The sequence below is a fragment of the Geitlerinema sp. PCC 9228 genome, assembly GCF_001870905.1.
GTDB lineage: Bacteria > Cyanobacteriota > Cyanobacteriia > Cyanobacteriales > PCC-9228 > PCC-9228.
Window position 1 is genome coordinate 1 of sequence record NZ_LNDC01000108.1, and the last position, 15,620, is coordinate 15,620.

Consider the following 15,620-nt stretch of genomic DNA (forward strand, 5'->3'; position numbering starts at 1 on the left):
AAAGTCAAGCCCTCTGCCAAAAAAATTTCCCTTTTCTCGAAACCTTCTACAAGCGATCGCTGCGAGGAAATAAAATAATGCCAATAACCTGGAAACAGTTAAAGAAAACTCGTGCCTACGAAAGAGAAGATTCCTATAAAGAAATTATTGGCGATTTACAACAGATTGTCGCCATTGACCAATGGTTGGAGCAAACCTACAAAAAATTTCAAAAATGGCTCATCATATCCATCATTATAGATTTCATCGCTTTCCTTGCCACGTTCGCAATGCCAGGCGTGGGTTTTCCTGTACTATTCCTTTCGATAATTTTTACTATCATTTTCAGCTTTTTGTACCTAGGTAAGAACGGAAGATTACACCTAAGCAAACGCCGCTACGAATTCACCCAGAAACTGCTAGAACTTATAAATCGGGATTCTCAAGAAGATAGCCAACTGCAAATCCATTTATCCTTTCAACCAGTCGTTCGCAAATATAACCAAACCCAAGTCAATCCCCATCCCCAGAAACCTGGTTGGAAACTCAAATCTTATGAGTTTCAATGGTTGCAACTTAGCGGCAAATTCAGCGACAAAACGCATTTTTCCCTAGCCATTAAAGATTTATTCCGCCAAGCTTCTGGTGTAAAACGCAGCCGTAGCGGCAAACGCAAATTTAAAAGCAAAGTCAAATGTAAAGCAACAGAAGTATTTTTGCATTTAAAATTTTCTCGAAAGCGATATGGCGCTATCCAAGTTTTGCAATCCGACGTTCAAAATGCTATCAAACTTCCTGAAAATACAACTTGTAAAAAACTTCAAGTAAAAGACAATTCGATAAAAATGAGGGTAAAAATTCATCCCATACAACCTACAGGTCAATCTAATGAAAGACAGCTGACAGGCAATGCGATCGTTCAACTTGAGGAAATTTACGGTACGGTGGTGGCGATGTTGTTAAGTTCCTATCAAATTTTAAATTTAGCGAGGGAACTTTCAAAAAAAGGATAGCGGTATTTCCCTACTTGGGAGAAGAATACCGGTTTTTGGTTCAACCTGGCAAAATCTCGATAAAATTCAAGATAGTATTGACAAAGCGATCGCAATTGTAGCGGCAATCGTTCCTCGATTTGAAAGACTCATTTATGCAACTCCATTTAACTTGGCAAGACCCCAAAACCAAGCAACCGCAACAAGCCACCTTGCAACTTCCAGTGGCTTTGGGTAGCAATGCCGATGAAATGCCGCAAACCATTGGTGGCAAATCGGTTTCCCATTTATCGCTTGGCGGCGAAAACATCGACGGCTACCACGCTACCATCGAAGAAAGCAACGGCGAACTGCTAATTCGTGGCTGTCAGACTAATTCCAGCATCCAAATTAACGATACCTGGTTGCCAGGTAGTACCATTGTAAATGGCGATCGCTTTCAAATTGGCGACTATCAATTTCAGGTAAAATTGGGTTCTGCCATGCCAGGTTGCAACCGACAAGTAGGATTTCTTTTCAAACGCCGTTGCGGTCGTATAGACCCTACCGGTTGTTGGTATTGCCAACCAAACCAAAATAACGGCAAAAGTTACGAGGAGATTTACCACCAAGACTACGCCTACTACCCTGGATTTGGTCGTTACGATAGCTGGGGGTGGCAAGCTTACGCCAACCGGCATTTATACGTTTACGACTCCGAAAAAGAAGCCGTGGATTTTACCGAAGGGGATGCGGAAGCCTTGTCGGAAGAAGCTGGCGAAGAAAGCGACGAAGCGTTTGAAGAAGAAGTAGAAGCCAGCTAAATCGAACAGTTGATGAGTTGGTTGATTTATGCTTTGGGAGGCGGATGGGGTCATTGCATCCGCAGTTTGGCGTTGGGAAGGATTGCTTCTCGAAAACGACCGGTGACGATTTTATGCAACAGCCGCTATATTTCCGCAGTTTTGCGTTACGCTGGCAGCAACTCCCAACCTCCCATGCTAGAAGGTTGCCGGATTGTTGCCATTCCTGCCGATTGGGGAAAACAGCAAACCCAAGCTTACGTTCAAACGTTCCTACAACAGCAATCGCCAGAAGTTATTATTGTCGATACGTTTCCGCGAGGGTTGCTGGGGGAGTTGGTCGATATCTTGCCAAATATGGCAACCGCCAAAATTTTGGTTCACCGCCATCTCCATCCCCGCTACGTGGCAGCCAAACAAATTGTAGCGTTTAGCCAGCAATTGTACGATCGCATTTTGATTCCCGGAGAACTGGGAAATCTTCCCCTCTCCCACCTACCACAAACAGAATATACCTCTCCCTGGTTGCTGCGACATCCGCAAGAACTTCCTTCTCGCGAACAAGCCAGAAAATTGTTGCGTATTTCTAGCAATAGCCGTTCTCCAGTTATTGTAGCGATCGCGTCTGGAAAACCGCAAGAGTTATCTTGGTATACGCAGCTATGCGATGGTTTTTGCCAAGCATTTCCCCACGCAGAAGTTCGCTGTTTATCGGCAAATTTTTCTCAGTCTAGCAACGACCGTCGCTGGTGTTTTCATTTTCCAGGCATCGAATGTTTGCCAGCGGCGGATGTGGCAGTGGTGGGTGGCGGCTACAACAGCGGTTTTGAATGTTTGGCAGTGGGAATTCGGTGGGTAGCAACGCCGTTTCCCCGTCGCTACGACCGTCAAGACTACCGCATCCAGCAAGCCAAATCCCGATTTGCCAATTGTCTGACATCGGTTCCCGAAATAGAACATGCGATCGCGGCTGTTGGTTTTTATTTACAGCAACCTTACCAGCGAGGGAGTCAAATTCCCTTAGACGGTGTGGAAAAGGCGGTTAAGGCGATCGAGGCAACGGTTGCTGGTTTAGAATTGAGAAACTGACCAACCGCTGGAACTTATTTGGAACTTGTCCTATTTCTAAAAAGAAATGATTTTTTGGTATTTTTTTATTGCCCTGTTATACTATTTCTGAAAAACAACGATTGTCTGGAAGTTCTCAATTGCCCTGGTAGGGGCGCTTCGCGAAGCGCCCCTACTCACGCGTTGCGCCCCTACAAAAATGCCTCTATTATCTCTTGCATATTATTTAGGAAATGGTATTAGGGTCGGTTTGCGCAGAATTCCCTACAGAAATACACCGATTATCTATTGCGAACTTTTAAGAAAATGGTCATATTTTCCTTAACACTCCCATGCTGGCCAATTTCTACTCCAACTGTGCTGTCAGTTGAGAAACTATTTCATTAACTTCTTGAAATTGTTGGATATTGTTGGGAAGGCTAAAAGCAATGACCAAGACCGCCAATCCCAATCCTATCCAGCGCCAGCGCGTTAAGCTGGTTAAAGCCGCCAAAACCACGAACAAAGGGATAAAATGTAGCGAATAGAGGAAGGTTTCGCCGCCGTAGAGTAAGTGTAAGACCAACTGACCCAGCAATGTCAACCCCAACACCCAGCGCAACTTGGGTGCTTTCTTGATAGAAAATAGCGAGAGCAATCCCAATGCCAGTAAAGCCAACCAAGACACCACTGCCAGCGTTCCCCAGATGCTAGCAGAACCGGGATCGGAAGTTTGCGTTAGGATGATTGGCAAGCGTTCGGGTTTGTCTGGATAGCGATCGCTAAATACTTCCACCAATGGCATCACCATAGTGTGAGCGAGAAATGACTGCAATATCTTGAGCAAGCCTCCTGCCTCTTCAGGTGCAATATAGCGGATATCATCTTTGGTTAGGAATAAAAATCCTGCTCCTGGGAAAAATATTTTTTGTACGCACCACAATCCAACGGTTAAGAAAAATGCTTGAGCACCAATCCAAATTGTACGTTTGGTGGGATGGTTTATCCAAGTAGCTAAAACTCCCACCATCCAGTTAGTAACGGTGATGCTAAATGTTATGATATTAACGCCTATGTACCACAATCGAGAGAACCAATAACATTGGGTTAACGCTGCAAACAACAATCCCAAAACAATAGTTAAAGAACCAAAAGAATAGGTTTCGGCAACGCTAAACCAAAACATGGCAGCGGCACTGGTTCCTCCTAACAGGCAAAACAATCCGGCATCAAAACGCTGGCAACCAATAACCCGCAACAAAGCAAACAAAGCGGCTACCCAAAGCAAGGCAACGATGGCAATTATAATTTGAGTGGCAGTTCTCGGTTCTAAATTAAGAATGTATCGCAATCCTACAGTGGGAGGAAAAGCAATTAATAAAAATAAAGGGTGAACGGCGGTGCGATCCATCCATGCCATACTTGCCGTGGAACCGGTGTTCATATTAGCATAAACCCTGGGTAAGTCGGCTTCAAACCAAATGTTAATAGCATCTAAATCGGTTACTTTCGGATCGACAAACTGCGCTCCCCAAAAAGAAGCGATCGCACCTAGAAAACCCAATCCCACAGCAACCGCTACATCAACCCATACCCGACGCAAAATACCAATGGGAAAGGGGATTCCCATGATTTCCTCGTTATTGGTTCCCTCTTTCAAAACGGACATGAAACAAACCCCTATAGATGCAAAAATGACCGATTTTTTCTATGGTTAAAACATGGCAAACCAGCTTAGCTTATCTGGCAAATTACGAAGAACGACCGAGGGAAATGGCAAAAATGCCGCTAATGGTCAATCCCACGCCAAACCAGTTCACCATAGAAATTTTTTCTCGAAATAAAATGGCACCAGCAATCGTCGTTGCCACAGCTGACAATCCCACCAAAATGGGATAAGCAAGGGAAAGATTGAATTTTCCCAAAACCACAATATACGCGATCGCTGCCAAACCGTAAACAACAATCCCCCCCAAAACATGCAAATTTAACAAACTTTGGCTGGCACCTGTTTTTAATAAAATTTGTGCTATAGTATTCAATCCTACTGAAACACAGAGCAAAAAGCTAAAAATTAGTTGCATCATTGCTGACATAGCATATAAATTTCCAAAAAGAAAGGCATTTTACTTTTAAAGGGAAACCTCCTCAGGTTCTGCCAAAGCTTCTAGCGGCCACAGAAGAACCTCGGGAGGGCAAGAAAACTGTACCCAACCACCAAAAAGATTTTCCCACCAGCGAGGAGGATGGGGCAAACTAGCCACTTGAATGCAGCGGCAACCTAACAGAAATGCTCCCAAAATATCCGTATGGCGACTGTCTCCAATCGCGATCGCTTCTTGGGGAGAAATTTGCATGTGTGCCAAAGCTTTGTAAAAACTAAAAGGAAACGGTTTGCGCGCCGGACTAATGGCTGGAATTTGCAAGCGACGCGACCAATATTCTACCCGATGGCGGCGTTTGCCGTTGGATAAAATAAAGCATCGAAATCCCCGACGTTTGGCTTCTGCCAGCCACGATTCTGCATGGGGAGAAACGTAGCGATCGTCTTCAGAAACAATGGTATTATCCAAATCCACAATGAAACCGCGAATGCCGCAATTCTGGAGGTCTTCTAACGAAATATCCGCCAAAAGTACGGCTTGCTTGGGCAAATTTTGGGAAATTAGGCGAGAGGATTGAAAAAAAACCACGGTCTCCATCCTAAACATCGATTGACATTGGTTTGGGCAAAAATTAAATTACGAAGATACTTTTTCCGAGGGAGAATTGGCTTTGCGAGCAAAAATTTCGCTGACAGTTTCTTCAGAATAAGAACCGTTAACATGCAAAACTGCCATGTATTGCAAGCTACCGCCAAAGATAAAATTCACCCCCTGCGGATACAATTCCATGGTGGGGCGTTCTTCTAAAATTTCTAAGTTGTACCGCTGCCATAGTTGCTGCCACTGTTTGGGGGTATTGTAGCGATACAAGCAAGGAACCCCGTAAGGTGCATTAGCTGCCCAGTCGATAAAAGAAACCCGCAACCAAGCCAGCGGACCTTTAATTTGATGGTCTTTGACAATCAGCAATCGCCGGGAAACCCGCATGCACTCGCGCAGCAGCCGTTCCGGGTCTTTTTCGTGGTGCAAGACATCGGCTACGATAACCACATCGTAGGTATTATCCTCGTGAGGGATGGATTTGCCGTTGTATTCGGTGACGGTAATGGGTTCGCCGCCGCGTCGTACCCGTTCCAATCCTTCTACCACTACCTCAGAGGGGCACAAATCCGATTGTAAAATGGCATGACCCAAATTTCCCGTACCGCAACCCACGTCCAAAACGCGATCGCCTGGTTGCAGGTAAGGGGTGATGCGCAATACCAACTCCCGCAAGCGAGCTTCATATACGGGCGTATGTAGGGCAGACATGAGCCGACGGAAGAGAGATTTAAACATATTCATTGTTAATTCCCATCAATACCAAAAAATATAAAAGCCGCGTTACTGAACGATCCCTTGATTTTGTAGGCTGAGAATCAAAATAATCGTTGTCACCCAACCAATTAAGGTAAGCTGCATAGGGAAATCGGAAAGCAGGATATCCTCAGGACGTTCGGTGCGAATATGGGACTCTAGCTTATCCGTACCAGCACGCCAGCAGATTTCTTTGGGGTCGCTCAGCAGTTGGTAGCGGAAAATCCCGTACAAAACAAATGGCAAGGTAACCATCATCCAAGGCGTGGGAGCACCTTTCACTTGCGGACCGGAACTCCACAAAGCATAGCTCATAATCGCCCCAGTGGTCACAGTATTTTCCAGGCGCAGTAGCAGTTCCATGGAATAACGTTTGAGAACGGCGCGGGTCTTTTTCCCCCCTTGGAGTTCGTACCAGCGCAGTTCGGCTTTGCGTTTTTCTACACCTAAAAACAAAGCCAACATAGCCACCCCTAAGAGAAACCACGGAGATAAGGTAATACCAATGGCGGCAGCCCCCGCCCAAGCACGCAAAATAAACCCACCCGCGATCGCAAAGATATCCAAAATGGGGGCGCGTTTCAATCGCTTGTTGTAAGCAAATTGCAGTGCTGCATAGGCAAGCAACGTAGCTCCCAAAGGCATTGAATGCAGCAAACCCAGCACCACCGTACCGCCAAACAACGCGATCGCCATTATCGTAGCTGCGGGAACGCTCACTGCCCCCGAAGCAATGGGTCGCTTGCATTTGACCGGATGCCGGCGATCGGATTCTACATCCGTGATATCGTTGAACAAATAAAAACTGCTGGAAATGCCGCAAAATAAGGCAAAAGCGAACAAACTACTGAGCAATGCTTGCCCGTCTAAGTGAAAAGAGAACAAAGCAGCGGCAAAAACCACCAAATTTTTGGTCCACTGATGCGGCCTGAGAGCCATAATATAGGGAGCTACGGCCGTTTTTTTAGCAATCATGAGCGAAACCTGACTGTACCCGGTTATCTCAATTGGCAGTGCGAGTGCTGGCTAGCTTCCGAGTAGCAGATGGGGACGTACAAACGCAGAAAAATACTGTTATGCTTGGCAGTCGCTTATCCCACTGTCTCGACAATCCGCTAATTGCGCAAAGTTGAATTTAGTATGCCATTAGGGTGATGGGAGTGGCAAGTTGCCTCGGGAAACTTTACAGAAACTTTATAGAAAACTTCCGGAGTATTGCGGTTGTGCAAACTGGAGCCAATCTAATATCAGAGACTTTTCTACGTATTTTTACGGTTAAGCCGAGCCACCCTTTCTGTTGCTTTTGGGCAAACATCCGCTTCTGCAGCCGGTGAATCGATCCCCAAAACATCGAGATACTGCCGCACAACATTCTCTAATGTGAACTGTTGCAGCCATTGGGAAGGAACGGTTTTGACCTGACCATCCAACACCTTATCGATAGCCGCCGCCAACGCCTCGCTGTCTCCCACTGGGGTTAGCCAACCGTATTCGCCACCGTGGAGAATTTCCTGAGGTCCGCTGGGGCAATCCGTAGACACCACCGGCGTTCCCACCGCCATAGCCTCTACCAAAACAAACGGCAACCCTTCCCAGGCAGAAGACAAAACAAACGCCGCCGACCTAGCCATATAAGCATAGGGATTATCCACATAGCCAGGGAAATCCACATCATCAGCCACTGCTAACGTTGCGGCTAAATTCTGCAATGCTTCCTTTTGAGGTCCCCATCCCAATACAATCAATCTTACCGGACGTTGGGCACGTACTTGGGCAAAAGCACGGAGAAGATTGGGAAAGTCTTTCTGCGCCTCTAATTTCCCTACCCCTAAAATCACCGGTGGGGCATCGGCAGCCAACCAGGGATGGTCCACCGGTTCGCTGGCTTGCTGGGTAATATGGTTGGTGACAGCAGGATTGTAAATAATCCGCAGGCGTTCTGGCGATAATTTGGTTACTTGCAACAGGTCGTCAAAAACCCCGCCGGAGACCGCAACAATGCCATCTGCCCAAGGATACAGCCAACGCACGAACCAAGGCGTGAGACGTTTGGTCCATTTGGTTTCGTTTTGCGCCTTGCGAGATAGGGTATTCTGTTCGCAAACCACCACGCGGGTGGGAACGCCGGATAGATATTTCGCCCAAATGGCTACTTCGTTGGGATAGTGCAAAGCAGATAGTAGGGTTTGGGGTTGTTCCCGTCGCAAGTAACCTACCAAGGCTTTCAGGCTACTTAGCAATCCTTTCGCTTGCAAATCGACAATGCGTACCGAATCAGGAATGCGCCACAAATGGGGACTTTTGGTGGAACTGAGGACAAAATCCACGTTCAAACCTTGTTCTGCAAAGCCCCGGGCTAGATAAATAATAGCGCGTTCGCCACCGCCGCCGCCGAGATGGTTGAGATACAGGGCAATATGGGGTCTGCGTTCGGACATCGTTCTAACCTCTTGGGGAGATGGGGAGATATATGGAAGGGTGGGAAAAAGAAACCGTGGCTTCCGCCTCTTACCTTGCCTTCATCGTATAGTCGATCTTTTGGGAATTGGGAAATTAACTTTTAAAGATTGTGTAAATTTTTCCGGGTTTTTCCCCAGATTTGGCATTTCCTGTGTACCTTATACAATAAAGTTCTCCTGGATAGTACTGGGAGAAGGGTATTGAATGATTATCGCTTGTTTTGTAAGCCAGTAGCCGTTCCTCGTACGCTGTTTTCGGTGCGGTGAATGGGTTATTGGCTGGAATCGCTCTCTAGAGCATAACGCGATCGCACTAGCATTTGTGGGGATTTTGCTTGGATACCATGAAACTCAAACCAACAGCTAGAGATGATGCTATTGATGGAAATACCCAGACCCACACCCATCAAGGAAAAACGGCATCTGCAGACAGCCAACCAACGCGGATTTTGCTGTTTGACCTTTCAGTTCGCGGCCACCATCCCAACTATATTAAGTACCTAATTCGTTACTGGCAGCAACAACCCCAAGGGGAGAGCCTGCATATTTTGGTTTCGCCGCGGTTTTTGACAGAACATGCCGACGTGGTGGCACTGGCAGACCGGCAGTCAGATATTCGTTTTGTCGCCATTACCCCATCGGAAGCCGCTGCCTTACCTGGGAGAAAATCCGCCCGACAGCGCGCTTGGCGGGGGGTCCAAGAATGGGAGCTTCTGTGCAAATACGCACGTGAGTTGGCAATTACCCACTGTCTGCTGTTGTATTTCGATACTTACCAATTCCCATTTATTTTTGCCAAACCCGCTCCCTGCATGGTTTCTGGTATTTATTTTCGTCCCACGTTTCACTATCCAGATTTGCACGGTAACCCCCCCACCTGGAAGGAACGTTGGTGGCAGCGGCGGGAGAAGTTCTTTCTGTCGCGGATGCTTCGGAAACCGCAATTGCATACTTTGTTTTGTTTGGATCCGTTTGCGGTGGAAAAGCTCAACCAACGCTATTCACCCCCAAAAGCGGTTGCCCTTCCCGATCCCGTGACTGCCAACTCCGTTTCTCCCAGCCAGGTAGCCACCTTGCGACAACGTTTGGGAATCGAACCCCATCGCCGCGTGTTTTTGCTGTTTGGTGCTTTAACGGAACGCAAGGGGGTCTTTCAACTGCTAGAAGCCTTTCGCCAGCAGAGTTCCCAGCTTTGCCAGCAGATGTGCTTGTGTTTGGTGGGGGAATCCCGCCTGGCGAGCAAAATTGAATCCCGCTTGAGCGATATCTGCCAAATCAAGCCGTTGCAGGCGATTCAGCAGTACGAGTTTATCCCCGACGAACAGGTTGATGCCTATTTTCAAATTGCTGATGTGGTGCTTGCGCCCTATCAAAGGCATGTGGGGATGAGCGGGATTTTATTGCTGGCTGCGGCTGCTGAAAAACCCATTCTCAGTTCCGATTACGGTTTGATGGGAGAGTTGGTGCGTCGCCACCGTTTGGGATTGTGCGTGGATTCCACATCACCGGCAGCGATCGCGAAGGGGTTGGCACAGTTTCTCAGTAGTGATACGGAGCAATGGTGCGATCGCGCTTCCATGAGAGCTTTTGCCGAACAAAATGCTGCCGAAAAATTTGCCCAAACCATCTTTCAACGCCTAGCTATACCAGCTACATCCCACCTGCAACCATAGACCATACTTGGAGACTGTCGGATGAATGTGCGCTTGTTATCTACCAAATCCCCAGCTACTGCCCAAGAACGCTTGCTCGCTGGATTGCGACTGTTGGTCGTGGTTTTGCTGGTGTTGGGGATTTTCTTCCGCTTGGTGAATTTAGATAAAAAAGTCTACTGGCTGGACGAAACCTCCACTTCTTTGCGAATTTCCGGCTACACCCGCGATATGATGGAAGCTGATATGTTGGAGCGCGTCCGCAGTAACGATCGCGATGCTCGATTTCTCACCCCCGACGATTTTTTACGATACCAGCGCGTCAGTAGCGATCGCAACCTCAGCGATGCCATGCAAGCCTTGGCTACCCGACCGGAACACCCCCCTCTGTATTTTCTCCTAGCGCGGTTTTGGGTGCAATTGTTTGGTAACTCCGTCGCTGCCATTCGCAGTTTGTCAGCGGTTATTAGCTTGTTTGCCTTTCCCGCCATGTATTGGCTGGCACAGGAATTATTTGGCAAAACTTCTCCCGCTAAATGGATTGCCATGGGATTGGTGGCGGTTTCCCCCATGTACCTGATATACGCCCAAGAAGCGCGACAGTATACCCTGTGGGGGGTAGCGATTTTGCTCTCCAGTGCGGCTTTATTGCATGCTTTGCGCAAACCCTCCGTTCGTGGTTGGGGAATTTATGCAGTCACAGTTGCTTTGGGATTGTACGCCCATCTATTTTACGTGTTTGTGGCGTTGGGACATGCCATTTATACGTTGGTACGGGAACGGTTTCGCTTTACCCGCCAGTTGCTGGCGTATGGCTTAGCCTCCCTTGGGGGAATTGCGCTTTTTGGTCCTTGGCTGGCGGTGATTGTTACTTCTATTGTTCGCCAAAGCATCGACCCACCTACGGCTTTTACCAACGATACTGTATACATTCCCGGTTTGATTCGCACCTGGGTGGTGCATTTTTATCGTTTGTTTGCGGATTTTAGTTACGGACCTTACTATCCCAACGCTAACTTTCCGGATTTGCACTTAGCTCGTTACATAGCGCCGTTGGTGGCTTTATTTGCATTATACGCGATCGCATTTTTGCTGTGGCGTTGGTGGAAGAACCGCAATCAATTCCATGGTTCCACTGCAGAAGAAGCCCCCCACGCACCTTTTTTGGTGTTTCTGTTGGTCAGCATTACGCCTTTCGCCCTTATTATTCCCGATGTTTTCCAAGGCGGAGACCGTTCGGAAATTCCCCGCTATCTGTTTCCCTTTTTTATTGGCGTTCAACTTGCGGTTACCTATTTATTTACAGTAAAAATAACCGACTGGCAAAACCATTACCGCCAAATTTGGCAAGGGGGATTGGCAGTTTTCCTATCCGCTGGGGTGCTTTCTTGCGTTTTGATTTCCCCAGCTAACTCCTGGTGGAACAAGGGTCTCGACGCCAAAATGGTGGAAGTAGCGGCGATGGTCAACCAATCGGAAAAACCTCTTTTCATCGGCAACTATCGCGGCAAAGCGCTGATGATTCTTAGTTATATGATAAGCGATCGCACAACTATTTATATTGTCGAAGAACCGGAACTTCCTATAGAGAATATGGACGAATATAGCGATGTTTTTTCGATAATTGATATTCCCCAAACTGCAGAAAATGCCGCCATAAGCAAAAATTTGGTATATGAAAATGCCGAAACCAAGCTTTGGCAGTTTCAAAAACAATAGCGAAAAATAATGAGGAAGGGTTATGTTGGTTGTTTTGCCGATTGTAACGTTGGTTTTGCTGTTTGTTTGGCTGCGCCGAAAAGGTCACGAAAGTCGTCATGCCATGATGGCTGCTGCCTTAATTTGGGGGATTTTACTGACAGCATTTACGGAAATTCTCAGTCTTTTCCAAGGTTTTGAACCGTCTGGTTTGACATTTTGTTGGGGGAACGGTTTTCAAGATTGCACTTGGATTTCCTTTTTATGGAGCCTCTTTTTTGTTACTATTGGTTGGATACTTGCTTGGTTGCTGCCTGGGTTTTCTCTATCCGGGTTGGCTTTGTTTTGGGGAGCAAGTGTTGGTATCATGAGTTTGTTGGTTTGGCAACAGAAATCTTTTAAAGAAACGCAAGAACAATCCCAGGAACATGCTATTCATATTTGGCGGAATGTTTGGGTTTGGTGTATTGTTTTTATCGTGGCAACAGTAGGCGCGATCGCTTTCATTTCACCGCCCAACAATTGGGATTCCATGACCTATCATTTGGGGAGGGTATTGCATTGGATTCAAAACCAAAGTGTGGACCACTATCAAACCAATATTCCCCGACAATTGTACTCCGGTCCATGGGGAAGCTATGCGATCGCGCATTTACAAATTTTAACCGATAGCGATCGCCTGTTTAATATCCCGCAATGGTTGGCAATGGTAGGCAGTATTATTGGGGTTTCTCTCATTGCCAAACAGTTAGGAGCAGATATACGCGGGCAAATTTTAGCAGCATTGATTTGCGCTACTTTACCCATTGGTATTTTACAAGGTTCCAGCACCCAAACCGATTATATAATTGCTTTTTGGGTAGTCTGTTTTGCCTATTTTACATTAAAAACCCTACAAGAACAATGCACCCTCACCTACGTTCCGTATTTAGGGGCAAGTTTGGGATTAGCCATTTTAACCAAAGGTACCGCCTATTTGTACGTTTTTCCTTTCTGCATTTGGTTGGGAATTAGTGGTTTGTGGCAACTACGCTGGCGTTTGTGGCAACCCATCATCGGAGTAGGCGCGATCGCATTGGCACTCAACGCAGCTTATTATATCAGAAATTATATCTGGTTTGGTTCTATTTTGGGACCTTCTACCAACCAACAAGCTGGCGGGTTTAACCTCGTATTTTTTATTTCGGGAATTATCCGCAATTTAGCATTGCACATTAGCACCCCCGTTCCTTCGATTAACCAAATTCTCATCAACGCAATCGAACAATTTCACCAAGTAGTTTTGGGAATTAGTGCCGAAGAACCCAGCATTACCTCACCCCCCGGACAAAATTTTGGCTTGCACAGTCTGATCAACCACGAAGATTTGGCAGGCAACGGTCTTCATTTACTCTTAACTTTCCTCGCCCTCGGTTATTTTCTAGGAAAATACCGCCAAATGCAACCCCGCCAGCGATATTTTCTCGGCGTTTATTTTCTCGCTGTTGCCGCCGGATTTTTGCTCTTCTGTGCCTTAATTATTTGGTCGCCTTGGCGGAGTCGCTTGCACCTTTCTGTTTTCGTACTGGCTGCGGCATTTGTGGGTACAGTTTTTGGCAATCTTATCCAACGCCGTCTCCTTGCCAATAGCCTCGCCGGTTTGCTATTTGTTTCGTCTTTGCTGTGGGTATTTTTCAACGAATCGCGACCGTTAATCGCCAACAGCCAAATTGTCGAAACCGACCAAGTTGTTAATATTTTTAATCAAAGCCGCCGCGACCTTTACTTTATCAATCGACCCGATTTGCAGCAACCTTATACAGCAGCAACAGACTGGCTGCGTTCCCAAAGTTGTTCGCAAATTGGTTTATCCATCGGTGGCGATACCTGGGAATATCCTCTCTGGATGCTGTTGGGAGAAGAAATTGGTGGCAATCCCGTACGAATTAAGCATGTAAACGTTTCTAATAAAACCTCAGTAGGTGCCGTTTTTCAAAAGGAAACCTTTACACCTTGTGCCATTTTTGCCTACGACTCGGATGCTGCCCAACAAAGCGAATTGACTGAAAACCAAAGAAAATACACGCAAGCTTGGTCGCAAGAAGGAATGCGAATTTTTTGGGATAGCAATGTTTCTTTGAAGTAATAAAAGGTTCGGGTGGGAATTCCCACCCTACCGTACTAATTTATACTCAAAATGAAAAGAACGCTGCAAGAGTTTTCTGACAAATTTCTGTTTGGGGCGGTAGCAGTAAAAATCTTCCCACAAAAGGCTTGATTGAGCTAAATTTCCAGATAAATTCCAGCCATCTAAAAGAAATTTTTCCCGAAAAAAATTCATGGGTAGGTTGTAGTAAAAATCGGAGTTGATAAAAAATGGTTTGGCACCTGCCCAGTGAATGACGCTTGGTTGGGAATGGACATTGTAAACTGGTCCGCTTTCATTGGTGGAAAAATTTTGCTGCATAAATTCTCTGGAATAATACAAAACCAGGGTTTGAATTGGATGGGTTTTTAACCGTATTCTGCCAGCTGCAGCAGCACGGCAAGCCATAAAATTAAGCATGCCTTGTTCGCCATATTTAAAAACATCCGGGTAGCGATCGCTAAATTTTAGTAAATCCAAATATTCATCCAGATCGAAAATCCCTCGCTTGGCAAAAAATACACCCGTTACCCAAAAAGGCATCTTCTGCCAAGGAAATTCGGGAAAATGTTTCTGAAATTCAGCAATATCGATAAATTCCTGATTGATTTTGCTGTGGGAAATATTCTTTTCCGCAGGATAATCCACCAGCAAATCGTAACTTTCAAAGTCTTTATATTGCAGAATATCTCCCCAAACAACCGTATCCGCATCTAAAAATAAAAAATATTCCCAAGGACTTTCCCAGAAGGCAACCATTTTGGTCAGACCAAAACCAAAACTTTTTTTCCTTAATTCTGGATGCCGAACTTGTTCTTGGTTGATGACAGTAACTTGATAAGTTTCCTGTAGCTTCTGGGTCGAAAAACGACCGTCTACAATCAAACAAATCGGTACATCCCCGAGAAAATATCTGACGCTAGCACAGCACCCTTTGGCAAAATTGTAGTCTTTTTGGCAGCAGGCGATAACAACTCCAAAATTATCCATAAAAGTCTCCATAAATTTAGTCAAAAATCAGGTAGGTGAAGTAGAATAAAAAACTTTTTTGTAGGGAGGCATGGCTCACCCCACCATCTGAGTTACGGCTGCTTGCCAGTTATTTTCTTGCAGAAGCAATATCTGCAACTGAGCAAAACATTCTATCTATCAAATAAATTGAAACTTAGAGGCGCTATACGGTGCATTGCCGCAGGGTTCCAGCGATACGATTCCCTACAATTCAATTCTCAAAATTCCGTACCAAATTTGCTTGTTTTGCCCAGTTTTGATTTGAATCAAATTCTTGAGAATGGCTTGCCGCTTGTTCGCGCAGAACGTATGTGACGCCCTATGGAATTCTATTTATAAGTAACATCTTTTCATTGAGGTGTCAATACCTATCCGGATTCTTTTGGAAAATCGAGTATCTTTCCATAGTTGAGC

At 46.0% G+C, this 15,620-nt stretch carries 13 protein-coding genes; 6 read left to right on the forward strand and 7 right to left on the reverse strand.

Translation table 11 applies throughout. The features are described 5' to 3' along the window. From AS151_RS11815 to AS151_RS11825, 3 genes are all read left to right on the forward strand, one after another. The coding region (locus tag AS151_RS11815) for a hypothetical protein (RefSeq protein ID WP_211517580.1) at positions 1-992 on the forward strand (992 nt) is incomplete at its 5' end. A 134-nt stretch (positions 993-1,126) separates the two neighbouring features. Then, positions 1,127-1,774, forward strand: coding sequence for an FHA domain-containing protein (locus AS151_RS11820; RefSeq protein ID WP_071517265.1), 648 nt, complete (start codon positions 1,127-1,129; stop codon positions 1,772-1,774). Between the two features lie 12 nt (positions 1,775-1,786). Then, positions 1,787-2,842, forward strand: coding sequence for a hypothetical protein (locus AS151_RS11825; protein ID WP_071517266.1), 1,056 nt, complete (start codon positions 1,787-1,789; stop codon positions 2,840-2,842). A 325-nt stretch (positions 2,843-3,167) separates the two neighbouring features. Here the strand turns inward: AS151_RS11825 and AS151_RS11830 are convergent, their stop codons facing one another. From AS151_RS11830 to AS151_RS11855, 6 genes are all read right to left on the reverse strand, one after another. Beyond that, complete coding sequence (locus AS151_RS11830) at positions 3,168-4,469, reverse strand: hypothetical protein (protein ID WP_139240632.1); 1,302 nt, start codon at positions 4,467-4,469, stop codon at positions 3,168-3,170. A gap of 82 nt (positions 4,470-4,551) precedes the next feature. Then, a complete protein-coding gene (locus AS151_RS11835; protein WP_244532988.1) occupies positions 4,552-4,896 on the reverse strand; it encodes an SMR family transporter in 345 nt (114 codons plus the stop codon). 36 nt (positions 4,897-4,932) lie between these two features. After that, entirely contained in the window at positions 4,933-5,502 is a 570-nt protein-coding gene (locus AS151_RS11840; protein ID WP_211517581.1) for a YqeG family HAD IIIA-type phosphatase, read from the reverse strand. A 39-nt stretch (positions 5,503-5,541) separates the two neighbouring features. Beyond that, positions 5,542-6,216: a class I SAM-dependent methyltransferase gene (locus tag AS151_RS11845; RefSeq protein ID WP_071517270.1), complete on the reverse strand. Its 675-nt coding sequence runs from the start codon at positions 6,214-6,216 to the stop codon at positions 5,542-5,544. Positions 6,217-6,288: 72 nt separating this feature from the next. Further along, on the reverse strand, positions 6,289-7,236 hold the full coding sequence (locus AS151_RS11850) for a decaprenyl-phosphate phosphoribosyltransferase (RefSeq protein WP_071517271.1): 948 nt from the start codon (positions 7,234-7,236) through the stop codon (positions 6,289-6,291). A 284-nt stretch (positions 7,237-7,520) separates the two neighbouring features. Next, positions 7,521-8,699 (reverse strand): glycosyltransferase, encoded by a 1,179-nt coding sequence (locus AS151_RS11855; RefSeq protein WP_071517272.1) that lies wholly within the window; start codon positions 8,697-8,699, stop codon positions 7,521-7,523. Positions 8,700-9,064: 365 nt separating this feature from the next. On the opposite strand from AS151_RS11855, the gene AS151_RS11860 reads away from it, so the two are divergent. Genes AS151_RS11860 through AS151_RS11870 form a run of 3 tightly spaced genes read left to right on the forward strand, consistent with a single transcriptional unit; the run spans position 9,065 to position 14,195 of the window. Beyond that, positions 9,065-10,393, forward strand: coding sequence for a glycosyltransferase family 4 protein (locus AS151_RS11860; RefSeq protein WP_170861380.1), 1,329 nt, complete (start codon positions 9,065-9,067; stop codon positions 10,391-10,393). A 21-nt stretch (positions 10,394-10,414) separates the two neighbouring features. Further along, a complete protein-coding gene (locus tag AS151_RS11865; protein WP_071517273.1) occupies positions 10,415-12,091 on the forward strand; it encodes a glycosyltransferase family 39 protein in 1,677 nt (558 codons plus the stop codon). Positions 12,092-12,113: 22 nt separating this feature from the next. Continuing rightward, on the forward strand, positions 12,114-14,195 hold the full coding sequence (locus AS151_RS11870; RefSeq protein ID WP_071517274.1) for a glycosyltransferase family 39 protein: 2,082 nt from the start codon (positions 12,114-12,116) through the stop codon (positions 14,193-14,195). 27 nt (positions 14,196-14,222) lie between these two features. Here AS151_RS11870 and AS151_RS11875 read toward each other — a convergent pair whose 3' ends face one another. Beyond that, positions 14,223-15,185: a hypothetical protein gene (locus AS151_RS11875; protein ID WP_071517275.1), complete on the reverse strand. Its 963-nt coding sequence runs from the start codon at positions 15,183-15,185 to the stop codon at positions 14,223-14,225. Positions 15,186-15,620: the final 435 nt, after the last annotated feature.